We start from the raw sequence: 10573 nt of genomic DNA, 5'->3' as shown, positions 1-10573 counted from the left end.
GCGCCCGGCGGCGGCGCCAGGTCGGTCACGGTGCGCCGTTGCGCGAGTGGCTGACGACGTTGCCGGCACTTGGATGAATTTCGCAGGGCCGACGAATTCAGCCTCGCGGCCTGCCTTGGTGATCCGCGGCGAACAGCCGCGGCCTCATTGAAGCTCGGGAACCGGTACACGGAGTACACCTGCATAGGCGTCGTGATCCGCGGCGAACAGCCGCGGCCTCATTGAAGCCTCCGGCTGGCGGCCGGGATTAACCGAGACCCTCGTGTGATCCGCGGCGAACAGCCGCGGCCTCATTGAAGCGCACGAACTGAGTGCCGGTCCTTTCGCTGCGCGCGGTGATCCGCGGCGAACAGCCGCGGCCTCATTGAAGCTCCGGCCGAGTGACTGGAACGCCGACCACCCAGTGGTGATCCGCGGCGAACAGCCGCGGCCTCATTGAAGCTCGGTGGCCTCCTTTGGCACCTTATGAAATGAACAGTGATCCGCGGCGAACAGCCGCGGCCTCATTGAAGCCGCTGCGAGTCGCGCCTCTTCCTGCGCGCGCAACGCGGTGATCCGCGGCGAACAGCCGCGGCCTCATTGAAGCATTATGGCGGCCTCTGTGGTGCCCCGTGCGTTGGCCTGTGATCCGCGGCGAACAGCCGCGGCCTCATTGAAGCTAGCGCTCGCGGTGATGCTCGCGCAGGCGCCGCAGGTGATCCGCGGCGAACAGCCGCGGCCTCATTGAAGCCCGCCCTCGAGGGGCTCGTGGTCGAGTGCGTGCATGTGATCCGCGGCGAACAGCCGCGGCCTCATTGAAGCGTTGCACGAGAACCGAGCGATGGTGGATCTGGTTGTGGGTGATCCGCGGCGAACAGCCGCGGCCTCATTGAAGCACTTCGAGAACATATGCTAACCCATCATGTTTACCTGTGATCCGCGGCGAACAGCCGCGGCCTCATTGAAGCTCGCCATCCGGGATGGCCTTGTTGCGGAACTCGCCGTGATCCGCGGCGAACAGCCGCGGCCTCATTGAAGCGTCACCGTGCTGCCGGGAGAGACGGACAGCCCCGCCGTGATCCGCGGCGAAGAGCCGCTGTCGCCACCACTCACTGCCGCACAGGCAACTCTGCCCACGCATCAGCACCCAAGACGTGCCATCGGGAGCCATGCCGTCTGCGAAGAGGCGCTGCGTGCTCTCGGTGAGCAGTTCGCTGGGGTCGGGCATCGGGGGCGTGAGCTTTTGCCCACGCACGTCCAAGCGTGGGAACCAAGTCTGGGCCTGGGCATCGTCGATCTGCATGACCAATGGGTCGCACAGGCGGCATCTGGAGTACGCTTCGCCCATGACCACCTTCCTCGTCCTCGTCGCCTTCGTGCTGTTGCTGCTGATGGCGCTCGGCGCGCTGATGCTCCTGTCCGGCCTGATCGGCGGCGCGCTTCGTCTGCTGTCTGGCGAGCGCACCGGCACGCCTCCGGACGACTGACCGGCCCGTCTGCCGCACTGCCGTGCCCGTGCCGCGGCGGTGCGGCGCTTGACAGGCGATATATTTCTATTATTCTGGAACAATCAAATAGCCGTCACGCCGCGTGACGGCCCCCTTCATCGGATTCGAGGATCGCGTGTCATGCCTGCCGAGACCAAAGTCTGCTCGCCGCCCGTTGCCGCCACGCTGGCGGCGGCGCCCCATCCGCTGGTGCGCGCGGCGCGGGCGGTGACGCGGGTCGATCGCGCGGTGCTGGCGATACTGACGCTGCTGGTCGGCATCGCGGTGGCGGCGCCGACGCAGTTGGGGCCGACGCTGGGGTTCACGCTCGACAGTCTGTTGTCGATCGGGCCGTTCCTGATCGCGTCGGTGGCCACGGCGGCGTGGCTGCGGGCGGCGGGCGCGGATCGCTCGATCGCGCGCGTGTTCGGCGCCAATCCGGGCAAGGCGATCGTGCTGGCGGCGCTGTTCGGGGCGCTGTCGCCGTTCTGCTCGTGCGGGGTGATTCCGGTGATCGCGGCGCTGTTGGCCTCGGGCGTGCCGCTGGCGCCGGTGATGGCGTTCTGGGTGGCGTCGCCGGTGATGGCGCCGGACATGTACTTCATCACCGCCGGCGCGCTCGGCTTCGAGTTCGCCACCGCCAAGACACTGGCGGCGGTGGGCGTGGGGCTGTTCGCCGGCGGCGTGACCTGGGCGCTGCAGCGCATGGGCGGTTTCGCCGATCCGCTGCGCCGGCGGGCCTGCGGCCGGTGCGGGGCGACGGCGTTGCAGGGCGGCGTGGTGGCGTGGCGGTTCTGGCGCGAGCCGGCGCGGCTGGCGCTGTTCCGGGAGGAGGCGGTGAAGACCACGCTGTTCCTCGGCAAGTGGCTGCTGCTGGCCTTCGTGCTGGAGAGCCTGATGCTGGCGTGGTTGCCGGCCGGGCTGCTGGCGAGCTGGGTGGGCGAGAACGCGGCGGCGATTCCGCTGGCGGCGCTGGTCGGTGTGCCGGCCTATCTCAACGGCTACGCGGCGGTGCCGGTGGTGGCCGGGCTGATCCAGACCGGCATGGCGCCGGCGGCGGCGATGAGCTTCATGGTGGCCGGGGCGATGACCAGTATCCCGGCGGCGATCGCGGTGTACACGCTCGTCAGGCGTCGGGTGTTCGTGTGGTACGTGGCGCTGGCGCTGGGGCTGTCGATGCTGGTCGGCTACGCCTACGCGGCGTGGCTGGCGCTGTGAGGACGGATTCACTTGCCACGATGGGCGCGCGCTGCGAAGCACTGCGGTTGGGCATGCCGATGGCTGCGCCCCGGGATGCGGGTGATCCTTCGACTTCGCTTCGCTACGCTCAGGGCGAACGGCAGGACGTGTTGCGATGACTGTGATGACTGTATTGCGCAGGCCGGACAGGACGTGTCGTTTTGTGTTCGTGATGGATCCGTTCCCGTCGCTGAACCTGGCGACGGAAACCTCGCTGCTGCTGATGCAGGAGCTGCTCGACCGCGGCCACGCGCCGCTGTGGGCGGAGATGCACGACGTGACGCTGGAGGACGGCGTGCCTCGCCTGCGTGCGCGGCCGGTGCTGTCGGTGGCGCCGTTCTCGCTCGGGCCGGTCGAGCCGTTGGGCGGCGACGACATCGACGCGCTGCTGATCCGCAAGGACCCGCCCTTCGACGGCAACTACCTGCACCTGACGCAGATGCTCGACCGGCTGCCGCCGCGCGTGTTGCAGGTCAACCCGGCGCGGGCGCTGCGCGAGTTCAACGAGAAACTGCTGGCGACGCGCTTCGCGGAATTCGCGCCGCCGTCGCGGGTGACGATGGATGCCGGCCGGCTGCTCGACTTCGTGCGCGAGCACGGCACGGTGGTGGTCAAGCCGCTGGACGATTGCTCCGGGCGCGGCATCGCGGTGGTCGAGCACGTCGCGGCGGGTCTGCACGCGCGCGTCCAGGCCCTGCTGCGCGATGCTCACGGCGCGCACGCGCTACGTGCAGGCGCAGCCGTTTCTGCCGGCGATCGCGCAGGGCGACAAGCGCGTGTTCCTGGTGGACGGCGAGGTGGCCGGCATCGTCAACCGGGTGCCGGCGCCGGGGCGCTGGCTGGGCAACATCCACCAGGGCGCGCAGGTCGAGGCCGCGGCCTTGTCGCTGCGCGAGGCGGCCTGCATCGAGGCGCTGCGGCCGTTCCTGCGCGAGCACGGGCTGCTGCTGGTCGGCGCCGATTTCATCGGCGGCTGGCTGACCGAGCTCAACATCACCAGCCCGTCGGCGGTGCGGCAGATCAATGCCGTCAGCGGCGCGCGGGTGGAGCGGACCATCGTCGATGCGCTGCTGCGCGAGGTGGTGGCGCGGCAGGTGGCAGCGGCGGCGTGAGCGTCTGTGCGTGCAGGTGCGCTCAGGCGCTGCGCGGTAGCGGGCTGAGGCCGGGGCCGGTCGGGTCGATCCAGGTCTCGGGTGTCAGCGGCGGCAGGCCGTGGGCGGCGCGGGCACGGTCGCATTGCGGGCTGGGTTCGCCGCGCTCCCAGGCCGGTTGCAGCTCGCGGCAGGGCGAGGGGCGGCGGGCGTAGATGCCGCAGTGCGCGGCCTGGCCCACTTCGCCCTGCAGGGCGATGCAGCGCGGCGCATAGGCCTGGGTGCCGCGCATCGCCAGCCGGTGGGCGTCGAGCTTTTCGGTGAGATCGGCCGGCGTGGTGCCACCGAGGAAGGCCTCGGCCTCGGACCAGTGGAAGGCGACGCGGTAGTGGGCGCAGCAGGCGCCGCAGCGCAGGCAGGGGTGTTCCATCGGACGCCGGAGGGGGGACGCGACGGGCGCGGAATTCTAGCGGCGCCGCGGCCGCCCGCAAGTGGCCCGAGCGCGGCCCGCCGCGACCATCGGCACTGGCTTCACCCGCACGCGATCCGGACGATGCGAGCATATCCGCCGATGGCGCGCGTATCGCCGCCGCCCACCTGCCCGACACCATGCTCCGACCCGCCAGCCTGCTGATCGCCGGCCTCGCCGCCGCGCCCGCCGCCGCCCAGACACCCGACCCGGCCACGCTCGACCGCATCACCGTCAGCGCGCGTCGTGACAGCGTGGCCAGCGAACGGCCCGAAGCAGTGAGCCTGCTTGCTGCCGAGGCCGTCGCCCGCGTCGCCGCCACCCATGCCAGCGAACTGCTGGCGCGCGTGCCGGGCGCCTGGATCAGCCGCGGCTCGGGGCAGGAGCAGCTCACCGCGATCCGCTCGCCGGTGCTCACCGGCACCGGCGCCTGCGGCGCGTTCCTGTTTCTCGAAGACGGCGTGCCGATCCGCCCGGCCGGCTTCTGCAACGTCAACCAGTTGTTCGAGCTCAACACCGAGCAGGCCGGCGCGGTGGAGGTGCTGCGCGGGCCGGGCGCGGCGGTGCACGGCTCCAACGCGCTGCATGGCGTGGTCAACGTGCGGCCGCGCGCACCGGCCGAGGCGCCGGCGCGGGCGTTCTCGGTCGAAGCCGGGCCGGCACGCTACCGGCGCGGACAGTTCACCCTGGCCGACACGGACGGCGCGGCGCACTGGCGCATCGACGGCTACGGCGTGAGCGCCGGCAGCTTTCGCGCCGACGAAGGCTTCGACCAGCAGAAGCTGAGCGCGCAGCTCGCCGTGCCCGACAGCACCGGTGGCTGGCGCTGGCTGCTGTCGGCGGCCAACCTGAATCAGGAAACCGCCGGCTTCGTCACCGGCGAGGGCGCGTACCGCGATGCCCGCCGCCGGCGCAACGAAAACCCGGAGGCGTTCCGCGACGGCCGCGCCCTGCGCCTGCAGGGGCGCGCCGAGTGGTGGTTGGGCGACGATGCCAGCTTCGCCTTCGTGCCTTACGTGCGCCGCGACGACTTGCGCTTCATCCAGCACTTCACCCCCGGCAAGCCGCTGGAGCGGACCGGCAGCCGCAGCCTCGGCGCGCAGGCGATGTGGCGGCACGACGGTGCGTGGCGGCGGCAGTGGGGCGTGGATGTGGAGTTCGCCCGCGGCGAGGTGTGGCAGTTCCAGCCGCGCGCGCTGACCGACAGCACGCCGTTGCAGAACGCCATCCGTCCGGCGGGCGTGCACTACGACTACGCCGTGGACGCGACCAACCTCGCGCTGTTCGGCGAAGTCGAGCGCGCACTGTCGGCGCGCGCCACGCTGTTCGCCGGCGCCCGCGCCGAGCGGCTGCGCTACCGCTACGACAACCGCGCCGGCGACGGCAACCTGCGCGAGGACGGCACGGCCTGCGGCTTCGGCGGTTGCCTGTACAACCGCCCGGCCGACCGCGCCGACGCCTTCGGGAATCTCTCCGCGCAGCTCGGCCTGCGCCATGTCCTCGATGCGCCCTGGAGCGCGAGCGGCCGGTTGGCGCGTGCGTTCCGCTTTCCGCAGGCGGCCGAACTGTACCGGCTGCAGCGCGGCCAGGACGTGGCCGACCTGCGCGCCGAAACGCTCGACGGCGTCGAGCTGGGCCTGCATCGCGCGGGCGCCTTCGCGCTGGATCTGTCCGCCTACGCCTACGCCAAACGCAACGTGATCCTGCGCGACGCGCAGGGCTTCAACCTCAGCGACGGCCGCACCACCCACCGCGGCATCGAGGCGGATTGGCGCTGGGCCTTCGCCGACGGCTGGCGGCTGGCCGGCAACGCCGCCTACGCGGTGCAGCGCTACGCCTTCGACCGCGCCATCGCCGGCGGCGAGACCATCGTGCGCGGCAACGAGGTGGACACCGCGCCGCGCACGCTCGGTGGCCTGCGGCTCGGCCACGACCACGCCCGCTTCGGCGACGTCGAACTGGAGTGGCAGCACCTCGGCGGCTATTGGCTGGATGCCGCCAACACCCAACGCTACGGCGGCCACGACCTGCTGCACCTGCGCTGGTCGCGCGGCCTCGGCGGGGCGTGGCGCGTGTCGCTGCGGGCGATGAACCTCACCGACCGCCGCTACGCCGAGCGCGCCGACCTCGCCTTCGGCCAGTTCCGCTACTTTCCCGGCGCCGGGCGCAGCCTGTTCGCCGCCGTCGAATACCGCCCCGCGTTGTAGGCGGCGGAAGCCGCAACTCCAGGAGCGAGAAACGAGTGAAGAGGGGTGAGTGAAGAGGAGTGAGAAATGAGAGATGAGAGGGACTTCGGCGAGCCGATGCTTTCTCTCACTCCTCACTCCTCTTCACTCGCTCCTCATCACTCGGTCGTGGCCGAAGCCGCTGCGAAGGGCGTGGCGGCTACTGGCGCACGCTGCGCGGGTTGTCGGCGCTGGCGCCGGGGACGTTGCTGCGGAAGGGATTGATGTCGAGCCCGCCACGGCGGGTGTAGCGGGCGCTCACGGTCAGCCTGCTCGGCGCGCAGCGGCGCAGCAGGTCGAGGAAGATCCGCTCCACGCACTGCTCGTGGAATTCGTTGTGCTCGCGGAAGCTCACCACGTAGCGCAGCAGGCCGGCGCGGTCGATGCGCGGGCCGGCGTAGGCGATGCGCAGGCTGGCCCAGTCCGGCTGGCCGGTCACCGGGCAGTTGGACTTGAGCAGATGCGTCACCAGGGTTTCTTCGGCGCGGCGCTGATCGTCCACGGCGAGGAAGTCGGCGCGCGGCGGGCCGTAGTGGTCGATGGCGATCGGCAGGTCGTCGATGCACTCGCCGGCCAGCGGCTCCACCTGGAAGGCGTGCGACACGCTCGGCGGCAGCAGCACCACGCTGACCGGCGCGCCGGCGGCGGCCGACAGGTCTTTCACCAGCATCGCGCGCAGCGCCTCGCTGCTGTCGATGCGGGTCTGGTTGAGGCTGTTGAGGTAGAGCTTGAAGCTCTTGGATTCGATGAGGTTGGGCGAATCGGCCGGCACCCGGAACTCGGCCAGCGCCACCCGCGGCTTGCCGCGTGCATCCAGCCAGCCCAGCTCGTAGGCGTTCCAGATATCGACGCCATGGAACGGCGGCGGCGAGGGCAGGCCGATCTGGTCGCGCTTGGGCTGGCGCGGGATCGGGAACAGCAGGGTGGGGTCGTACTGGCTGGGATAGGCGACGGCCCTGCCCAGCGGGGAATGTTCGGGAGTCGTCATCGCCATATTCTACGGCGCGACCGGCCTCGCGCAGGCGCGACGGAGATCGCGAGCCGGAGGCAGGAGCCGGGGGCACCGGCGCGGGAAGCGGGAGAAATGCAGGGCAGCGGCGAGCCGATGCTTCCCCTCGTTTCTCACTCCTCTTCCCTCACTCCTCTTCCCTCACTCCTCTTCACTCACTCCTCTTCACTCACTCCTCTTCCCTCACTCCTCTTCCCTCACTCCTCTTCCCTCACTCCTCTTCCCTCACTCCTCTTCCCTCACTCCTCTTCCCTCACTCCTCTTCACTCACTCCTGCGCACTCCCGGCCGCAACGTCCATCGCGCCCACGGTTTCGTGCTTGGCCAGAGCAGGAACGGCAGCAGCAGGGCGGCCAGCACCAGCCAGTTGAGGTAGCGGAATTCGGCGCTGCCCGAGAGCACGGCCAGTGGCAGCACGTAGGCCACCGCCGAGGCGGCGGCGGCGAGCGCCAGCGTGGCGGGCAGGTCGTCGCGGCGACGGCGCCAGGCGACGGCGGCGAGCGCGAGCACGGCCAGCAGGTACAGCCAGCCGGCGAAGAACGGGGTGTCGATCAGCGCGTCCAGCCGCGCCTGCAGCCAGCGGTTGAGCGCGCTGCGGTTGGGCTCCAGCGGCGGGTTGTCGCCCATCGGGGTGATGCCCGGTTGCAGCACCAGATGGTCGGCGACGGCGGCCTGGTCGCCGCCGAACAGCAGCCACAGCAGCCGGGCGCGGTGGCCGAAGTAGGCGCGCGGGTAGTCCAGCGGCAGCCGCAGCCAGGCGTGGCGCAGCGCGGCGACCTGCGCGTCGTCGTAGTCACGGTCGAAGCTGTGGAAGAGTTTCTCGCGGTAGAACACCGGCGCGTTGGCGCTGGGCCAGAAGTCCTCGCGCAGCTCGTCGAGGCTGAGCGTGGGGTCGGCGAAGCCGTCGGGAAAGACCAGGCGCTGCTCGTGCGGCGACACCGCCGCCATGTCCCACAGCGCCACCACCGACCACGGCGCGGTGACGCGGCGGACGCTGTCGGCGCGCGCCGGCAGCAGCGCCAGCGCCTGCAGTGAGATCGCCAGCCCGAGCGTGAGCAGCGCCAGCGTCGGCCAGTGCGTGGGCTGTTGCGGCCGCTGCAGGCGGAACTCGCGCCACACCAGCCACAGCAGCAGCGGCGCGGCGCCGGCGATGGCGTTGTGGCGCATCAGGCAGGCGAACAGCAGCGCCGCCAGCGCGCCCAGCCGCCAGCCCGGATGCGGGCGCTCGCAGTCCCAGCGCAGCAGCGCCAGCGCGATCACGAAGCCGGCGGCGGTGGGGATGTCCTTCCAGATGTGCGGCAGCAGACCGAGGCTGGCCGGCCACAGCCCGACCAGCAACACCGCGAGCGCGCGCAGCCACGGCTTGAGCGGCAGCGCCGCGAACAGCAGCGCCAGCCCGCCCCAGTACAGCAGCGCGTGCCAGGCCAGCATCGCGCCCGGGCCGAGGCCGAGGCGGTCGAACTGCCGCCACAGCATCGCCATCGCCGGCGGATGGATGTCGCTGTATTCGCCATGCCGCGCCTGCAGCCACTGCAACGCCGAGTCGTAGGTGAGGTAGCCGGGATGGAACGCGGCCAGGCTGAAGGCCAGCCCGGCCGCCGCTGCCAGCCAGGGGGCGAGGCGCGCCGCGCGACTCATCGCGTGCCGGCGAGGTAGTCGAGCGTCACCGCCAGCAGCGTGCGCGTACCGACCTTCAGCGCCTCCTCGTCGAGGAAGAATTCCGGCGAGTGGTTGTTCGGCACCGTGGCCAGGTCGCTGCCGGCCGGCGAGGCGCCGACGAACCAGTAGAAGCCGGGCACCTCGCGGGCGAAGTAGGAGAAGTCCTCGGCGCCGGTGATCAGCGGGTTCTCGCGCACCTTGTCGGCGCCGAGCACGCGCTGCAGCGAGGGCAGCGCGCGCGCGGTCAGCGCCGGATCGTTGACGGTGACCGGGTTGCCGGGCCGGGTCGGGATGGCGTGCTCGACCTGCGCGCCGTGGGCATGGCCGACATGCTCGGCGATCTCGCCGAGGCGACGGAACACCTGCTCGCGCATGCCGTCGTCGAAGGCGCGGATGGTGCCGATCAGCTCGACCTGGTCGGGAATGATGTTGTGGCGGATGCCGCCCTTGATCGCGCCGAAACTCAGCACCACCGGCAGCCGGGTGATGTCGATGTTGCGGCTGACGATGGTCTGCGCGCTGGTGACGAGATCGGCGGCGGCGACGATCGGATCGATGCCGCCCCAGGGCCGCGAGCCGTGCGTCTGCCGGCCCTTCACCACGATGCGGAACTGGTCGGACGAGGCCATGAACGGGCCGCTGCGGTAGCCGACCTGGCCGGCGTGCAGGTTGGCCCAGACGTGCAGGCCGAAGATCGCCTCGGGCCGGAAGTCGGCGAACAGGCCCTGCTCCAGCATCAGCGGCGCGCCGCCGTCCTCGCCCTCGGGCGGGCCTTCCTCGGCCGGCTGGAAGATGAACATCACCTCGCCGGCCAGCTCGTCGCGGATCGCCGTCAGCGCCTCGGCCACGCCCATCAGGATCGCCGTGTGGGCGTCGTGGCCGCAGGCATGCATCACCCCGACCGTCTCACCGCGGAATTCGGTGGTGACGCGGGAGGCGAACGGCAGATCGACCCGCTCGCTGACCGGCAGCGCGTCCATGTCGGCGCGCAGGGCGATGCGCGGGCCGGGCTTGCCGCCGCGCAGGATCGCGACCACGCCGGTGTGGGCGATGCCGGTGCGCGGTTCCAGCCCCAGCGAACGCAGGTGGTCGGCGACCAGGGCGGCGGTGCGGAACTCGCGATTGGACAGCTCCGGGTGCTGGTGGATGTCGCGCCGCCATTCGAGCACGCGGGCATCGACGGCGGCGGCGAGCGACTCGATGTCGTGGATGCCGTGCGCGCTGGCAGCGGGGGTCAGCGCGACGGCGAGCAGGGCGGCGGCGAGCGGCGGCAGGCGCATCGGCGGTCTCCGGCTGGAAAGGGCTCCATCATGCGGCAGCGGCGGCGCGGGGTGAACCGGGCGCGCGCTGGGCAGCATGCCCCGGCAGCGCTGGACACCACCCCCACCCCAACCCTCCCCCTGAGGGGGAGGGAGC

General features: G+C 71.3%; 8 protein-coding genes, 1 pseudogene and 1 CRISPR repeat array. Of the genes and pseudogenes, 5 read left to right on the top strand and 4 right to left on the bottom strand.

Translation table 11 applies throughout. From position 1 onward, the window contains the following. Window positions 1–118 precede the first annotated feature (118 nt). Window positions 119–1018: a CRISPR direct-repeat array (repeat unit 36 nt; unit sequence GTGATCCGCGGCGAACAGCCGCGGCCTCATTGAAGC). A 307-nt stretch (window positions 1019–1325) separates the two neighbouring features. The 4 genes and pseudogenes from HNQ58_RS07365 (at window position 1326) to HNQ58_RS07350 (ending at window position 3817) form a co-directional block, all read left to right on the top strand. Next, window positions 1326–1466: a hypothetical protein gene (locus tag HNQ58_RS07365; RefSeq protein ID WP_183948263.1), complete on the top strand. Its 141-nt coding sequence runs from the start codon at window positions 1326–1328 to the stop codon at window positions 1464–1466. Between the two features lie 141 nt (window positions 1467–1607). Then, entirely contained in the window at window positions 1608–2684 is a 1077-nt protein-coding gene (locus tag HNQ58_RS07360) for a permease (protein ID WP_183948262.1), read from the top strand. A gap of 136 nt (window positions 2685–2820) precedes the next feature. Next, a pseudogene (locus tag HNQ58_RS13660) lies at window positions 2821–3339 on the top strand (ATP-grasp domain-containing protein); the annotation flags it as partial. 70 nt (window positions 3340–3409) lie between these two features. Then, window positions 3410–3817 (top strand): ATP-grasp domain-containing protein, encoded by a 408-nt coding sequence (locus tag HNQ58_RS07350; RefSeq protein WP_183948261.1) that lies wholly within the window; start codon window positions 3410–3412, stop codon window positions 3815–3817. 22 nt (window positions 3818–3839) lie between these two features. Here HNQ58_RS07350 and HNQ58_RS07345 read toward each other — a convergent pair whose 3' ends face one another. Further along, window positions 3840–4226: a YkgJ family cysteine cluster protein gene (locus tag HNQ58_RS07345; RefSeq protein WP_183948260.1), complete on the bottom strand. Its 387-nt coding sequence runs from the start codon at window positions 4224–4226 to the stop codon at window positions 3840–3842. Window positions 4227–4405: 179 nt separating this feature from the next. On the opposite strand from HNQ58_RS07345, the gene HNQ58_RS07340 reads away from it, so the two are divergent. Beyond that, the gene (locus HNQ58_RS07340; RefSeq protein ID WP_183948259.1) at window positions 4406–6472 is read left to right on the top strand and encodes a TonB-dependent receptor; all 2067 of its coding nucleotides are present in this window, start codon (window positions 4406–4408) and stop codon (window positions 6470–6472) included. A gap of 178 nt (window positions 6473–6650) precedes the next feature. Here the strand turns inward: HNQ58_RS07340 and queF are convergent, their stop codons facing one another. The 3 genes from queF to HNQ58_RS07325 all read right to left on the bottom strand — a co-directional run bounded on the left by queF (window position 6651) and on the right by HNQ58_RS07325 (window position 10437). Continuing rightward, window positions 6651–7478 carry an NADPH-dependent 7-cyano-7-deazaguanine reductase QueF gene (queF, locus tag HNQ58_RS07335; protein ID WP_183948258.1) on the bottom strand — a complete coding sequence of 276 codons (828 nt, stop codon included), beginning with the start codon at window positions 7476–7478 and terminating at the stop codon, window positions 6651–6653. A 284-nt stretch (window positions 7479–7762) separates the two neighbouring features. Then, window positions 7763–9136 carry a hypothetical protein gene (locus tag HNQ58_RS07330; protein WP_183948257.1) on the bottom strand — a complete coding sequence of 458 codons (1374 nt, stop codon included), beginning with the start codon at window positions 9134–9136 and terminating at the stop codon, window positions 7763–7765. Then, window positions 9133–10437 carry an amidohydrolase gene (locus tag HNQ58_RS07325; RefSeq protein ID WP_183948256.1) on the bottom strand — a complete coding sequence of 435 codons (1305 nt, stop codon included), beginning with the start codon at window positions 10435–10437 and terminating at the stop codon, window positions 9133–9135. The genes HNQ58_RS07330 and HNQ58_RS07325 overlap by 4 nt, the downstream gene beginning before the upstream one ends. Window positions 10438–10573: the final 136 nt, after the last annotated feature.

The sequence above is a fragment of the Rehaibacterium terrae genome (genome assembly GCF_014202935.1).
GTDB lineage: Bacteria > Pseudomonadota > Gammaproteobacteria > Xanthomonadales > Xanthomonadaceae > Rehaibacterium > Rehaibacterium terrae.
The sequence above is the reverse complement of the archived record's forward strand: the minus strand, read 5'-3'. Positions and strand labels throughout refer to the sequence as shown.

What these genes read in the sequence shown, in the direction of transcription:
- HNQ58_RS07345 (WP_183948260.1), bottom strand. Translation starts at nt 4,226, where the DNA reads ATGGAACACCCCTGCCTGCGCTGCGGCGCCTGCTGCGCCCACTACCGC.
- HNQ58_RS07325 (WP_183948256.1), bottom strand. Translation starts at nt 10,437, where the DNA reads ATGCGCCTGCCGCCGCTCGCCGCCGCCCTGCTCGCCGTCGCGCTGACC.
- queF (WP_183948258.1), bottom strand. Translation starts at nt 7,478, where the DNA reads ATGACGACTCCCGAACATTCCCCGCTGGGCAGGGCCGTCGCCTATCCC.
- HNQ58_RS07340 (WP_183948259.1), top strand. Translation starts at nt 4,406, where the DNA reads ATGCTCCGACCCGCCAGCCTGCTGATCGCCGGCCTCGCCGCCGCGCCC.
- HNQ58_RS07360 (WP_183948262.1), top strand. Translation starts at nt 1,608, where the DNA reads ATGCCTGCCGAGACCAAAGTCTGCTCGCCGCCCGTTGCCGCCACGCTG.
- HNQ58_RS07350 (WP_183948261.1), top strand. Translation starts at nt 3,410, where the DNA reads ATGCTCACGGCGCGCACGCGCTACGTGCAGGCGCAGCCGTTTCTGCCG.
- HNQ58_RS07365 (WP_183948263.1), top strand. Translation starts at nt 1,326, where the DNA reads ATGACCACCTTCCTCGTCCTCGTCGCCTTCGTGCTGTTGCTGCTGATG.
- HNQ58_RS07330 (WP_183948257.1), bottom strand. Translation starts at nt 9,136, where the DNA reads ATGAGTCGCGCGGCGCGCCTCGCCCCCTGGCTGGCAGCGGCGGCCGGG.